This window comes from Pseudoduganella ginsengisoli (genome assembly GCF_009720865.1).
Classification (GTDB): domain Bacteria; phylum Pseudomonadota; class Gammaproteobacteria; order Burkholderiales; family Burkholderiaceae_D; genus Rugamonas; species Rugamonas ginsengisoli.
The window spans coordinates 21,211-35,709 of the sequence record NZ_WNLA01000037.1 but is presented as its reverse complement, the minus strand read 5'-3'; the positions used below and the strand labels follow the sequence as shown (position 1 = coordinate 35,709).

12 protein-coding genes are annotated in these 14,499 nt (G+C 62.8%); 4 read left to right on the top strand and 8 right to left on the bottom strand.

The genetic code is table 11. The features are described from left to right. From GM668_RS28940 to GM668_RS28930, 3 genes are all read right to left on the bottom strand, one after another. The coding region (locus GM668_RS28940; RefSeq protein ID WP_155442445.1) for a hypothetical protein at positions 1-507 on the bottom strand (507 nt) is incomplete at its 3' end. A gap of 68 nt (positions 508-575) precedes the next feature. Further along, positions 576-2,789: a penicillin acylase family protein gene (locus GM668_RS28935; protein WP_155442444.1), complete on the bottom strand. Its 2,214-nt coding sequence runs from the start codon at positions 2,787-2,789 to the stop codon at positions 576-578. Positions 2,790-2,804: 15 nt separating this feature from the next. Beyond that, positions 2,805-3,647: a hypothetical protein gene (locus GM668_RS28930; RefSeq protein WP_155442443.1), complete on the bottom strand. Its 843-nt coding sequence runs from the start codon at positions 3,645-3,647 to the stop codon at positions 2,805-2,807. Between the two features lie 93 nt (positions 3,648-3,740). On the opposite strand from GM668_RS28930, the gene GM668_RS28925 reads away from it, so the two are divergent. Further along, on the top strand, positions 3,741-4,457 hold the full coding sequence (locus GM668_RS28925; protein WP_155442442.1) for a hypothetical protein: 717 nt from the start codon (positions 3,741-3,743) through the stop codon (positions 4,455-4,457). A gap of 399 nt (positions 4,458-4,856) precedes the next feature. Then, a complete protein-coding gene (locus GM668_RS28920; RefSeq protein ID WP_371868794.1) occupies positions 4,857-5,918 on the top strand; it encodes a LacI family DNA-binding transcriptional regulator in 1,062 nt (353 codons plus the stop codon). A 15-nt stretch (positions 5,919-5,933) separates the two neighbouring features. On the opposite strand, the gene GM668_RS28915 is transcribed toward GM668_RS28920, so the two are convergent. Further along, positions 5,934-7,010 (bottom strand): LacI family DNA-binding transcriptional regulator, encoded by a 1,077-nt coding sequence (locus GM668_RS28915; RefSeq protein ID WP_155442440.1) that lies wholly within the window; start codon positions 7,008-7,010, stop codon positions 5,934-5,936. 257 nt (positions 7,011-7,267) lie between these two features. On the opposite strand from GM668_RS28915, the gene GM668_RS28910 reads away from it, so the two are divergent. Together GM668_RS28910 and trbK are read left to right on the top strand one after the other, a co-directional pair. Continuing rightward, on the top strand, positions 7,268-8,866 hold the full coding sequence (locus GM668_RS28910) for a methyl-accepting chemotaxis protein (RefSeq protein ID WP_155442439.1): 1,599 nt from the start codon (positions 7,268-7,270) through the stop codon (positions 8,864-8,866). Between the two features lie 47 nt (positions 8,867-8,913). Then, positions 8,914-9,144 (top strand): entry exclusion lipoprotein TrbK, encoded by a 231-nt coding sequence (trbK, locus tag GM668_RS28905; protein WP_155442438.1) that lies wholly within the window; start codon positions 8,914-8,916, stop codon positions 9,142-9,144. A gap of 103 nt (positions 9,145-9,247) precedes the next feature. On the opposite strand, the gene lnt is transcribed toward trbK, so the two are convergent. From lnt to GM668_RS28880, 4 genes are all read right to left on the bottom strand, one after another. Continuing rightward, positions 9,248-11,707 (bottom strand): apolipoprotein N-acyltransferase, encoded by a 2,460-nt coding sequence (lnt, locus tag GM668_RS28900; RefSeq protein WP_155442437.1) that lies wholly within the window; start codon positions 11,705-11,707, stop codon positions 9,248-9,250. A 5-nt stretch (positions 11,708-11,712) separates the two neighbouring features. After that, positions 11,713-12,336, bottom strand: coding sequence for a hypothetical protein (locus tag GM668_RS28895; protein WP_155442436.1), 624 nt, complete (start codon positions 12,334-12,336; stop codon positions 11,713-11,715). Between the two features lie 9 nt (positions 12,337-12,345). After that, positions 12,346-13,416: an SGNH/GDSL hydrolase family protein gene (locus tag GM668_RS28890; protein ID WP_155442435.1), complete on the bottom strand. Its 1,071-nt coding sequence runs from the start codon at positions 13,414-13,416 to the stop codon at positions 12,346-12,348. Between the two features lie 689 nt (positions 13,417-14,105). Continuing rightward, on the bottom strand, positions 14,106-14,492 hold the full coding sequence (locus GM668_RS28880; protein WP_155442434.1) for a hypothetical protein: 387 nt from the start codon (positions 14,490-14,492) through the stop codon (positions 14,106-14,108). Positions 14,493-14,499 lie beyond the last annotated feature (7 nt).

The window sequence follows — 14,499 nt, the reverse complement described above, 5'->3', positions numbered from 1 at the left end:
TCCGGACCCCGCTGTAGTGGCAACACCGGACCCAGCCGCTACCGCCGGCGCCACCAGTCCCGCAACAGCCTGCGGCGCAGGTCCCTGCACCAGCGCCTGCCATTGCCTGACACGCCGTTTCAGCCACGCCAGCGGCCACCAGCGCCGCCACCAGCGCCGGTGCTGGCGGCGCGGGTCTTCCTCGCCGACCACCAGCAGCGTGAATGCAATGGTCGCGCCGCTGGCGGGCCGCGCCAGCGCATTGAGCCGGTCTTTAGCCCGCAGTAACGTGGTTGCCTGTTTCGCCGCATCCGGCTGGCTGCCGTTGGGCGGCCAGCCGATGGCGCAGACTTCGGCGCGTAATTTCTCGCCCTCCGCATCGAGCGATTTGTCCCAGCGGCCGGATATATGGTCGAGCAGCAGATACACTTCCGCCAATTCGCGCACAAAGATGAAATCGCGGATATCGAGCGGCCGTGGGCCGTTTGCGGCGCCCGAACTGCCGCGCTCGTCTTCGATGGGTGCCATGGCTCTGTCCTCCTGTCCACAGCATGGCCCCTTGTGAATCCGCGCCTTTGCGTTCTATCAATCCGACATTATTCGCCCGGGTGGTAGCGCCGCTCCACGTGCTTGTCGATCTCTTCGCGGTAAAACAGCACATCCTTGAACTCGCCACGGGCATACATTTCCGCCTGGTCATTGAAGTGCGGCGAAGCCGGATCGCCGCTCTCGCCACCGGCCAGGATGCTTTTTGCACGGATGCGTTTGCCAAATTCCACGGCAGCGACAAAGCTGTTGCCGCGCTCGCCATATATGCGCCGGGTCTTTTGCGGCGACGTCATGCCAAAGGCCGCCAGCGCGCCCCAGTTGCCGGAAACAAATGGCACTGGAATGCTGGGCTTGCTGTCATCAAAGGGTTGCGCAATATCACCGGTCAACCGTTGGAAGCGGTTGATGTCACCCCACGGCGTTTGCCACGTGCCGAAGTCCGCCTCCAGCTTCGCGCTGGCGCGCGCCAGCGCGAAGACCAGCTCTTGCGGCGCCAGCTGTGTTTCAACAAACGCCAGCAGCGGCATGTCCAGGGCTTTCGCGGCGGGTTCAAACATCTTCTTCAAGTCTTCCAGCCAGAACACGCCCAGCGACGTCGGCACGGAATTGAGCGTGTAGCGCATGTCCCAGCGGTTGAGCACGTGAATTTGCGGCGCAATGCCGGATTTCAGCGCATCGCCATCCGGCAGCGCATCCCATGCCGCGTACAGCTTGGGCAGCAAGGGCTCAAACGCGGGCAACTGGTTGTCGTAGGCTGCCGCAATCAGGCTGTCGAGCGTAAAGTCCTTCTTGTTTTCCAGTACGCGCACGGCGTGGATACCGCGCGCGTTTTCCGGATGCACGGACATGTAGGCGGGATAGTCAGCCTGTTTCGGGCTGTAATCGCCTGCCGCGGAAAACGGCCAGTTATTCGTATTCTGTATCCAGCCGTTTTTTGGATTGAACAGCTGGATGGTTTCGCCAACCGGGTGCAGTCCCTTCCACGCAGTGGCCGGGTCGCTGCCATCAACCGGCTTGCGGTAATTGAACCGCACGTCGCGCACTGGCATGAAGTTGCCGTGGAAATAAGCGATATTGCCGTCCGCATCCGCATACACGGTGTTGTTGGATGAATTCGTCCGCAAATCCAGCACACGGCGGAACTGGGCAAAGTTGCGGGCTTTGGTGCGCAGATACGATTGCTGCAGCGCCTTCAGCGGCTCGTTCATCAGGCTGACGCTGATCCACTTGCCATCCGTTTCGCGCACCACGGGGCCATGCACCGTGTAATACGCGGTCACGGTCTTTTCCGCCATGCCGTTCGCCGTGCGGTAAGCCAGGCGGATGGGGACGGCGCGCACGGGGCGCTCATCCTTGCCGTACCGGTAAGTCAGCTTGCCATCCTTGCTGCTGACGGTTTCCATGAATTCGTCAATGACGTCGCCGCCGCCGGACGTATGCATCCAGCCGATGCGGTCATTGAAGCCCTGGTAGACAAAGAACTGTCCCCACGTGACGGCGCCGTACGCGTTCAAGCCGTCGCCGCTGGCCATGTGCACTTCGGGCCGGAAGTAAAACGACGTGTGCGGATTGATCATCAGCAGGGCATTGCCGGACTTGCTGATGGACGGCGCGATGGCAAAGCCGTTCGAGCCTGACGGCTCCCTGTCCCGTTTCAATGCCGCGCCCTGCGGTGCGGCAGCCTTCGTATAAAACCGTTCCAGCGCCTTGATATCGATGGATTCAATATCGCCGCCGATCGAGCCTTCCGTGAAACTCAGCGCCATCCACGGTTCAAAGCGCGTGATCAATTGCGGTTTGGCCTGCGGATGCGTCAGCAGGTAGTAATTCAAGCCATCCGCGAACGCATTCATCAATTGCTTCAGCCACGCGGGGCTGGCCGCGTATTGCGCTTTCAGGCTGTCCGCGTCGATGAACAGTTTCATGCGCAAGTCGCGGTAAATCTCGCCTTCGCCCTGCACTTCCGCCAGGCGGCCCAGCGCATTGATGTAATTGAGTTCAACGCGGCGGAAATCGTCTTCCGCCTGCGCATAGAGCAAGCCGAAGACGGCGTCCGCATCGGTCTTGCCAAAGACGTGCGGAATGCCCCACTTGTCGCGGATGATGGTGACGCGCTGCGCCAGCAACCGCAGCCGTGCCGATTCGGCATCAACGGAGGCGGCGACCGCCTGGCCGCTCTTTGCCAGCGCATCAGCCGGGTGCAGCGCAGCCAGTGCGCACAGCAGCACGGACAGCGCCGGCGTGAATCTTGGCATAGGCATCAAGCGGCTCCGGTGTTACGAAGCATCCACCAGCGACGCGATCCGTTCGCGCAACTCCGCATTTTCCGCGCGCAGCTGGGCGTTGCGCTCGGTCAGGCGGGCCACTTCCGCACGCAGCAATTCCACTTCCGACAGCGATGCGGCCGGCGCAGCCAGCGCTTCCGGGCTGTCTTCCTTGGGCTGTTTGGCGGGGCGGTTGGCGGCGCGCTGTTCGCGCACTTCCTTGGCAGCCTGCTGCAATTGCTTCTTGCCGCCCGCCACCGCCAGCACTTGTTCTTCCTGCGGCAGCGATGCGACCGTGGCTGCCGCATTGATGGAAATGGTGCCGGCACGGACGGCTTCGACCAGTTCCGGCGTCGCCTGCTTCTGGATCTTTTCAATCTGGCTGATGGTGGCCGTCGACAGCCGCGCGGCGCGCGCCACGTCTTCACGCGACGTGCGCACCTTGGGCGGCGCGGCTTCCTCTGCCGCAGTTGGCTCGGGCGGAGCGATCTTCGCGTCTTCCGCCGCGTTTTGCGCAGCCGCGTCGGCCGCACGCGCTTCCAGGATATCCTTGCGGCGCAGCGCCAGCACGCCGCGCTGGAAATCCGTCACGCTGCGGCGGCCCAGGTGGTTGTCGATCATCCACAGCATGACGTCTTCCATGCTGCGGAACGACGTGTTTTGCGTCACCTTGAACGGAATGCCATGCTGCTGGCAGATGGAATAGCGGTTATGGCCATCGACCAACACGTCGTTCCACAGCACCAGCGCATCGCGGCAGCCTTCGGCCAGGATGCTGCGCTCCAGCGCTGTATATTCCGCTTCGGTCAGCGGGTCGATGTAAGCGCGCAGGGTATCGTTAATTTGGATTTGCATAGTTGTCTAGATAAGCCACGAAAGTTCGACCGGCATGATACGACATTTGGCAGCCGGTGTTATGCTTCGCCAAAAAATCACCGTCACCAGCATATGGAAAAATTAATATCGGAATTGCACCGCCTGTACCTGCCCGTAGCGGCGGCCGTTACGCCGCAAGACTGGCAGCGCCACCTGGACGGGCAAGCGCCGCTGCCGCTGGCGCCGGCCGATGGCAAGGTGCGCGCGGCCGCCATGGCGTTCCCGTTCAAGGCAGGACAGGAAGAAGGACAACACTGGAACCGTTTGTGCGACGCGGCCAATGAACTGCAGACCCGATTCGGCCTGCCTGCACCGGCAGTCAGCGTGTCGGGCGACAGCGGCTATTGCCTGTGGCTGTCGCTGGAAAGCCCGGCGCCCGCCTCCCTGGTCCAGGATTTCGTCAGCCTGTTGCAGGCTGCCGTGATGCCGGACGTTGACGCACCGCCCCCCGCCCTGCCGCCGCTGCCGCCATGCCTGCACCCCGCCACGGACAAATGGAGCGCCTTTATCCATCCCGGCATGGGGGCGTCGTTTGCCGATGGCTCAGGGCTGGACGTGGCGCCGCCGCTGGCGGGCCAGGTGGGCTTTCTGGAGGGGTTGCACAGCATTTCTGCCGCGCAGTTTGCGGATGTGCTGGGACGGCTGCGCGCCGGCACGGCCACCGAGGCGGCGCCGCCCGCGCCGCAAGAAGCGGCGCCGGGCTTGCTGCTGAAGGATGCCACGCTCGAAGATATCGTGCGGCACCTGCATTCGAAGAACATCGAGCCGTCGTTCCGCTTCCTTAAGTGAGATCGCCGCGCAGGGCGGATTTTACCAATCCGCGGGGCCGCCGAGGCCGTGCGTGTGCCGCGCTGACGCAAGCATGGCGGGTTCGACCAGCGCGTTGCAACTGCCGGCATTCAAATCTATCCGCATGATACCCCCCGTGCGCAGCCATGCCAGCCCGGCGCCCACGGCGCAATCGCGTTGCTGCGCTGGACATGATTGACCAGCGTGCCCAGCGCACCGCTGCTGATGCTGACCTGGTCGCCCAGCTTGTGCGTAAAACCCGCGCCTTAGTCACAATTGAATTTGTTACGTCAACCATTCCTATAACTTAAAATAAATAGCGCAAACATTACTGATACCAAGCTGATGAGAAAAAAAGCCAGCCCACCGGCTGATGCGCCGCTCCCGGCGCAGGCAGCCGTGCAAAAGCCCACGGCCCCCACCATGTCGGACGTGGCGGAACTGGCGGGTGTATCGCCGATGACCGTGTCGCGCGTGATGAACGGCGACCCCAAGGTGCGCGACAAGACCCGCGTCAAAGTCATGGAAGCCGTGGCTGCGCTGAACTACACGCCGAACCAGGTGGCGCGCCGCCTGGCCGGTTCGCACGCCATGCGCGTGGGCTTCTTGTACAGCAATCCCAGCGCGGGCTACATCAGCGAATTCCTGGTCGGCTTGCTGAACCAGGCCAGCTCCAACAATGTGCAGCTGGTGGTGGAAAAATGCGCGGACGATGCGAGCGAACAGGTGCGCCGCCTGATCGCCAATGGTATCGACGGCATTATCGTGCCGCCGCCCCTGTGCGACGACAGGCAATTGATCGACTTGATCACGGAAGCCGGCACGCCGGCGGTGACGGTGGCGCGCGGCGTGCCGGATCCCCGCGTGGGCGGCGTCAGCATCGATGATTACCAGGCTGCGTACGGCATGGCCAGCCATCTGGTGGCGCTGGGCCACCAGCGCATTGGTTTTATCGCCGGCAATCCGAACCAGAGCGTCAGCGCGCGCCGCCTGGCCGGCTTCAAGGCCGCGATGGCCGAGCACAAGCTGGCCGATGCGCCGGAGCTGGTCGTGCAAGGCTTGTTCACATACCGTTCCGGCCTGGATGCGGCGGAATCGCTGCTGGCGCTGGCGACGCGTCCCACCGCGATCTTCGCCAGCAATGACGACATGGCGGCCGCCGTGGTGGCCGTCGCGCACCGCATGGGCCTCGACGTGCCGGGCGATTTGACGGTGGCGGGCTTTGACGATACCCCGCTGGCTACGACGATCTGGCCGGAATTGACGACCGTGCGCCAGCCGATTGCCGACATGGCGGAAGCGGCCGTGCGCCTCGTTGTCCAGCAAATCCGCAGCAAGCGCGATGGCGGCGATGCGGGGCCGGTGCAGACGGTAATGGATTACACGCTGGTGCGCAGGCAGTCCGACGCGGCGCCGCGCACGCGGCCGCCAGGCAGCCTGGCGGCGAAGTCAAAGAGTTAAATCAGCCCGCATACATCAGGCCACATGCGCCTTGGGCCGCGCCCTCGGCGCCGCATCCGACTGGCGCCGGATCAGCGCATAGTCCACCATCTGCTGCGCCACCGGTTCCGGACGGTTCAGCCGCATACCCCTGACATGCGCCGCCAGCCGCCGCACCGCCATCTCCGCCATCTCGGCAATGGGCTGCCGCACGGTCGTCAATTCAGGCCAAATGGTGGTCGCCAGCGCCGTGTCATCGAACCCCACGACCGTCAGATCACCCGGCACGCCGAGCCCCAGCTTGTGGGCCACAGCCACCGCGCCTGCCGCCATGTCATCATTGCTGGCAAAGATCGCGCTGGGCCGCTGCGCCAGCGCCAGCAGCGTTTCCGCTCCTTCCAGCCCGGAACGGTAATGGAACATGCCTGGCACCACCAGCTCCGGCGACAGGTCGCCGCCGCCTTCCGCCATCGCGGCGCGGAACCCGTCCAGGCGCGGCTGCGTCACTGACTGGCCGGGATTCCCCGCAATAAACCCAATGCGGCGATGGCCCAGGTCCAGCAAGTGGCGCGTCATGTCATAGGCCGCCTGCCGGTCATCGATCATGATGGCGTTGATGCGGCTGTCAATCGGACCACATGCGACGGCCACCAGTGGAATCCCCGCCGCCAGCACGGGTTCCGTGATGGCCGCCAGGTCGCACAGCGGCGGCGGCAAGATCACGCCGTCGAGTTCCTGCGCCAGCAAGCGCTGCGTGGGCGCGTCCGGAGGCTTGCCCAGCTCGCACTTTTCCACCACCAGTTGCACATTGTCCAACGTGGCCGCCGCCAGCAAGCCGCGCAAGAACTCCGTCAAATAGGGACCGGCAGGATAGCTGTACATAAAACCGGCGCGCACCACCCGTGCACCGGCAAGGCCACGCGCCATCTGGTTCGGCGTGTAATTGAGCGCCGCCATGGCTTCCATGACTTTTTTGCGCGTCTCCTCGTGCACTTTCTCGGAGTGGTTCATCACCCGCGACACCGTCATTTCCGATACGCCGGCCATCCTGGCCACGTCGGCCATGCTGGTTGCGCGTTTGACAGGCGGGGCATTTTTGTTTGCGGTTGACATTTCATGAGCTTAACACTGCCACTACCTGCTGACGGAGCCGGGGTGCTCCCCTGGCGTATGGCTTTTTTACGGCATCACGATTCCGCTGCTGTGAGGTTCTTGCGTTTCTCACATCGAGTCAATCAAAAAACCACACTGTAGCAAGCCGCCCTTCGCCCTGCGCACGACAAAAAGCGTACATTCTTGACGCAGATCAAACCATCATGCCATCCTCCGTGCTAGAGCGCAGTAGCGCCGCAGACAACTTTGGAGAATGCATGAACGCGTCTTGGTGGCAATCGTTAAGCATTGCAAAACGGCTGGCCGCGCTGAATATCAGTGCAATTGTGGGTATCGTATTATTGACCGTCGTATTCCTCGTGTCGGAACGCGCGCTGATCCTGCAAGAGCGTAAGACCAACGTGAAGCAAACGGTGGAAACCGCCCACGGCGTGCTGGTGCACTTCCAGCAGCAGGCCGCCTCTGGCGCCATGCCGGAAGCCGAGGCAAAAAAACGCGCGCTGGAAACCATCAAGTCGCTGCGCTACGCAGGCAGTGAATACTTCTGGATCAACGACATGCAGCCCCGCATGATCATGCATCCGATCAAACCGGAACTGGACGGCAAAGACTTATCGGAAAACAAAGACCCGACCGGCAAGCGCCTGTTCGTGGAATTCGTGAACATCATCAAGTCCAATGGCGCCGGCCACGTGGAATACTTGTGGCCCAAGCCGGGCAGCGACAAGCCGGTACCCAAGGTGTCGTACGTGATGGGCTTTGCACCCTGGGGCTGGCTGATCGGCTCCGGCGTGTATGTGGATACGGTGGAAGACGCGATCCGCAACCGCACCATTGAATTTGCGCTGGCAGCCATCGCACTGGGCGGCCTGCTGCTGGCCATCGGCGTCGTCATCACGCGCAGCCTGCTGAAACAGCTGGGCGGCGAACCGGATTACGCGGCAGGCATTGCGCGCAATATCGCCGAGGGCAACTTGTGCGTGGCCATCGATGTGAACAGCAACGACCGTGACAGCATGCTGAGCGGACTGAAGGCCATGCGCGACGACTTGTCGCGCATCGTCGGCGCCGTGCGCCACGCCACCGATACCATTGCGACGGCGTCGGCGGAAATCGCAGCGGGCAATGCGGATTTGTCGGCCCGCACGGAAAACCAGGCCAGCTCGCTGCAGCAAACCGCCGCATCGATGGAACAGTTGACGGGCACCGTCAAGCAAAATGCGGACAATGCGCGCCAGGCCAATGAGCTGGCCGGTTCCGCGTCGGACGTGGCGCGCAAAGGCGGCGCCGTCGTGTCGCAAGTGGTCGATACGATGGCGTCGATTAACGACTCGTCGCGCAAAATCGTCGACATCATCGGCGTCATCGATGGCATTGCATTCCAGACCAATATCCTCGCGCTCAATGCCGCCGTGGAAGCGGCCCGCGCCGGGGAGCAAGGGCGCGGCTTCGCCGTGGTGGCCAGCGAAGTGCGCACCTTGGCCCAGCGCAGCGCGGCGGCCGCCAAGGAAATCAAGGAATTGATCACGACGTCCGTGGCGACCGTTGAAACAGGCAACAAGCTGGCGGAACAGGCGGGCAACACAATGAACGACGTGGTGGCCAGCGTGGGACGTGTCACGGAAATCGTCGGTGAAATCAGTTCGGCCAGCGACGAGCAAAGCACGGGCATTGCACAGGTAAACCAGGCTATCGCGCAAATGGATGCCGTGACCCAGCAAAACGCCGCGCTGGTGGAACAGGCGGCAGCTGCCGCGCAAAGCATGCAGCAGCAGGCGGCCGTGCTGATGCAGGCGGTGGGCGTGTTCCGGCTCGATGGCGCCGGCCGCAGTGCGCCACCGCGCCTTGGACGTTGACGGAATAGGCTACACTAGCAGGCTTTCCAGACCGTGGAGCCGTCCCGTTGAAGTCCCGCCTCAATCATGTCATTGCCATCGCGGCAGCCATTGCACTCGGCGCCTTTGCCTACCGCAGCTTTACCGGCAAACCCGTGCGCACAGCGCCGCCCACGACGGCAGCCGAATGCACGCCGGACGCCATCCGGCAAGTGCGGGACACGCTGGAACGGTCCATCCTGTCCGCCCAGTGCGCAAAGCGCCAGCAACCCATAGAGCCCGCAACATCCAAAAACTGACGATACAAGGGCGGGTTCTACGGGGGCGCCAAGCCGAACCCGCCATGTTTGCACTCCGTTGACGCATGCAGCCGGATTGCAGCGGCCCGTGCCCTGGCGCCGCTTACGCCTTATAAATATTCAACAACAGCCACGCCGGCAGCCCGATATACAGCGCCGCATGCCCTGCCCGCTCCAGCCCGCTGCGTATGCCAACCACCTTCGCAGGCCGCAGCAGCGCCGCCAGCAGCGTTGCCGCCTCGATCCCCGCCCGCAGCAGCGCAGCGCACAGCACCACACCGATCCCCCACGCGGCCCACCACAGCGCAAACGCACTGAGATACGCCTTCAACCCGAACGTGTAGTACTCCCCCAGCGCACTGCCAAACGCAATGTGCTGGTGCAAATGAAACGCGGGAACAGCCAGCACCAGCGGCAGTACAACGAACTTGGCAACCGGGCTGTCCAGCACCCAGCGCCGCAGCGCCGACCGCGCCCGCACATACACGTCCATCGCATCGAAGCGCTGATCCACCACGGGCGGCCCGCCGGCGGCAGCCAGCGCTTCGGCAAACGCTTGCGGGTGCGCCAGCGCCAGCCCATACCCCCACGGCCTGCGCGGCGCCAGCTGCAGCGACACACCCGGCCCTGGCACGGGCAAGCGCCACGGCGTCACCGCGGCGATCTGGTTCAGCGCCAGCTCCATACGCAACGTGCCCCGCTCCACCAGCAACCGGCCATGGCTGATCGAAGCCTGCGCCGCAAACGCCCGCAGCACGCACCACGCGATGATTTCCGGTACCAGGAACAGCGCCGCAAACATGCGGATCTGCGCCAGCGTGTGCGTGCGCAGCGCTTCATCCAGCAGCAGCGCAACGCACATGCCCAGCAAACTGGCGCGCGCAAATGCGCGCAGCACGCCCGTTGCCAGCCGGGCGCCGGGCGGCAGCACGGCGACTTTCATAGGGAATACCGCTAATGGCAGCGCCGCCAGCGGCGCCTCGTCTGCCAGCGTACGGGGCGCCGGCATCAGCGTCACGATCGCCAGCAACAGCAGGAAGCCTGCACCCGCGACGCCGACCCAGTCGCCCCACAACACCATCAATGTCGGCTTGGGCTGGCGCACCGGCATATCGGCAATCACCAGCGCAGGCTGGCCCATCGGCGTACCGGCGAGCACCGTGCCATGGGCATCGATGGCGGCGCTGTAACCGTTGGTGGTGACGCGGAATTGCGGCAGGCGGGTTTCGATGCTGCGGAACGCTGCCGCCATCTGGTGCAGCCTGGCCCCTTGCGCGTCAGCGCTGAACCACGAATCGTTGGACATGGTGAGGATCACTTGCGCGCCCAGCCGCGCGCCATCGAGCGCCAGCCCCGCATCGACGTCATCGCGGCATATCAGCGGCAGCACGGGTACTTCGCGGCCATCGGCCAGGCGCACCGGCATCACGCGCGCGCCATTGCCCGCTTTCCAGCTGCCCGCCCAGGGCAGCACACGGCGCAGCGCCGGGCTGTCGAGCCAGGCCGGCAGATATTCCGTGAACGGGAACAGCCGGGTCTTGCGGTAAAAGCCCAGCAACCCGGTCCCTGGCTGTACAAAGGCAGCCGCATTGTATTCGCCGGCGCTGTCGCGGTCATACGTGCCAAACACAAACGGCACGCGGGCTGCATTCACGTTGGCCAGGATTGCGCGGTCAAACTCGGCCCCCGCCTCGCTTTTCGGGTGGCCAAACGTCGTCGGATACGCCGTCTCCGACCACAGCACAGCCTCGGCCCGCTGCCGTTCAATCGCGTCATAGCTCATCGCAAAGTGGCGGTTCAGCACTTCCTGCACCACCGCGTAAGCGCCCTTTTGCTGCCGCTGGTTTTCATAGTCGGCCATGTTCGCCTGGATCAGTCCCATGCGCAGCGGCTTGCCTGCCGGTGCCGGTGCGCCGGACAGCGTCATGGCGCCATATCCCGCCAGCAGCAGCGGCACCGATGCCGCCAGCACCAGCGGTTTCAGGATGGCGCGCAGCCCGTCCTTGCGCTGCGCATACGCAGCAAGGATGCCCTCATTGGCCAGCAACAGCAGCAACGTCAGCCCCGCCCCACCGCCGATGTCCGCGGCCTGGCGCAGCAGCGGCGACGGGTACAAACCGTAACCGATCGTATCGCCCAGCAGGCGCGGCACGAGGCGCTCGGTGGCCACCCATGCCGCCGCTGCAGCAACGATGCCCAGGGCGTAGCCATATCGGCGCATGACAGCATGGCGCACCAGTGCAAAGGCAAAAAACTGCGGCTGGAACAATGGCGCGGCCAGCAACAGGATGGCCAGACCGGCCGCCTCGCCGATGCCGACGTAATGCCCCAGCGCCATGCCCAGCCACGGGAAGACGGCTGCCGTATAGGCCACCGACATCGCATACGCGCTGGCCAGCTTGCCGCCCCAGGTGCGCGGCGCATCCAGTACGCGCAGCCACGGCGCGAGGAAAACAAAACCCAGCAGCCAGCCCGGGCCGCCCTGTACATACAACGCGGCCAATACGGCGCTGGCAACAATACAGGCAGCCGCCTGCAATTTGAAATGACTCGATTGCTTCATGGTGATCAGTGCTGTGTAGGATCCAATGGAGGCGGGATCGTGATGCGGCGCACGGCCAGGCCCGGCGGCGCCTGCTCAGGCGGCACTACGCGGTCTTTCGGCACGGCGATAGGACGCCCGGCCGCATCAACCGGCTGGTAGCCCGGCGCATACATCAAGATGGCTTCAATGCGCTGGCCGTCATCCGTGGCTTGATGGTGGCGCACATAACCGGGCGGCAGCGGGAAGTCTTCCGGCACGGCCAGCCCCACCAGCGGTGGGCGAGTGCCGGGCGGATTGAACGCGGCCAGGCCGGTATGGATGCCACGTTCATGCAGCCGCGTGATGACTTCCGCCATCGATGGCTTTTCGCCACGGGCTACGTAGCTGCGCAAGTCCGGTGTGGGATCGGCGTCGCCTTCCGGCGCGTGCTGCGGCGCGGCTGGCGATCCCCGGGAAGCCATGGAGGGCTGCGCCGCCGGGGCCGGTCCCGTGGCGCTGCCCGCCGGCGGCTGCACCGGCGCCGGGGCGTCCGTTCCCGTGTCGGGTCCGGACGTGAGCCACAGAAACACCAGCACCACGGCCACCCCAACCGCCAGCAATAACGCGACGGTCAGATAGCCGGGGCTGGGGCGCCAGCGCTGGTTCATGCCGGTGGATTAAGGCGTCGGTACGTTGTAGGTCGATACGGCCCAGCCCATGCGCTCATGGCCATACTGGTTCCAGATCGGGTTTTTGCCGCTGGTGAACGACGTGTAGCGCGGTGCGCCCGTACCGGTGGTGCCGCCAAACAGGCCGGCCGTCACGGTGCTGCCGTTATACGTCGGGTGCGTGTCGTCGGACTGGATATAGTCATAGCTGCTGCTGGCCGACACGAATTTCGTGTTGGCGTCGCGCAGCGTCGAACGCAAGGTGCTCGTGATGCGGGTCACGTAGCTGGCCTGGCTTTCGCCGTCCACGTAGCGCAGCGCGTCCGCATCGACGATGCCGTCGCCATTGCTGTCATAGTCCGCGCCCATGTATTGCGCGAAGTTGTCGGCACACTTGAAGCCCTTCTGGCGCGCCATGTCGCACATCATGTGGTTGATGCGGGCCAGCGATGGCAGGAATTTATCCTGCATGTTGACGGTTTGGCCCGTGCTGGCTTGTTTGCACGAGCTTTGCACGTTGTCGGCCGCATAGCCCGGATAGTGCAGGTTCGAGATGATTTTCATCTTCACGCCCGGATAAGCGTTGGCGTTGATGTAGTCCATCGCTGCCGCCACGTATGTTTTGCAATTGTTTTCCGCTGCGATCAGCACGCTGTCGTCGCAGGTGCCGGTCTGACTCTTGTACGCGGTACGGGCTTGCAAGCCGTCGTTGCCGCACATTTCAAACGTCACGACGCGGGTGTTACTGGCCTGCATATACGAACGCTCGGCCACGATCTTATTGTTGTAGACATCCGATGCGATCGCGCCGGATTTCGTGCGGCGCACGCTTTCAATGTCCGCGTTCCACAGCGCCGACAGGTATTCCGCTTCAACGGTGGGCGCGGAATATTTCGCGGCACTCGTGGTGGAGCCGTTGTAGCCGGCATAGATGGAATCGCCATAAGCGACGACGCGGTAATTGGTGGTGGTGCCCGGACGGTCGATGGTCCACGAAACGTTCTGGTTCAGGGTACTGGCGGACGCTTGGGCGCCCAGGGTCAGCAAAGCAAGTGCGGGTAACAACTGCTTGATACGCATAGTGTCTCCGTTTGATTTTGTTAAAGGAATCCATGCCGGCGATTCATGTTAAGCGCTGGGCAAGATTTAACATTTCATATGGAGCCGAGTGGCTCACGGGGACACGCGAATGGCTTCGCGGGACAGGTGGGGTGTCGCGGTGGGCCAACGGTAGCAAATCGCAAGAAATGCGGCCTAAACAAAGCTTGGGAGGCCGTCTGCCATCGGGAAAGCTGGAATTTGACTCTTGAATTCGTCTCGTTTACTTTGCCATCGCAATAGTTGTTGCCGTAGCAACGACAAAACTGAATACATCGAAGTCTTTTATAATCGCCAACGCCAACACTCCACGCTGGGTTTCTGCTCACCGGTTGAATTCCTTGAGCGCTGGCAGGCATCGCAGAGACTGAATCAGCAGGCTGCATAAAACTGGACCGTTGGAAGACGAAAAACCGAGGGAAGCTCATAGCGGTATGTGTTGATGCCGCTATCGAGTCCGATCGGATCGCTCTGGCAATAACGCCCCGCACCCGGATCGTAGCAGTCCCGATAGTAGCTGTGGTGTGTTGGCCTTGACGCACTTCCGTCGTAACCACGACCACTTTACCTAGACGCATCATCGGCTTACGCACCTGCGCAGATCCTGCCCTCGCTTCCTTGCAATTTTTTTCCTACACGCGACTTTGCGGCCTTAAGCTGTTCTCAATTTTCTATTTCGCAATAACAACGCTCGGTAATTCATTGCAAATGATGTCGATCCATTCATCCATCACGATTGCCAAGTGAAACAAAGGGTCGTCCTTGTAGATTTGCAATGACTCTTCATGAAGCCAAGATAAAAATGTAGATTGCGAGACGACGTAAAGCGAATTCCTAGTGCCTTTCGGCAGTTCCCGCAAAGACTCCAATCGCTGACTTTCATTTGATATACGAACAGCCATTGGCAAATCAATAAACCGAAGGCAGATTAAGCGCTTTTCACCTGCCACCTCTCGTAGCAGTATCTGCATCCCATTTCCACCATACTCGATGCGCTCCAACGCCATAAACGTCGGCTGCGAGATCACGTCGCAATACCACGGTTGATATATTCCCATCCTAACT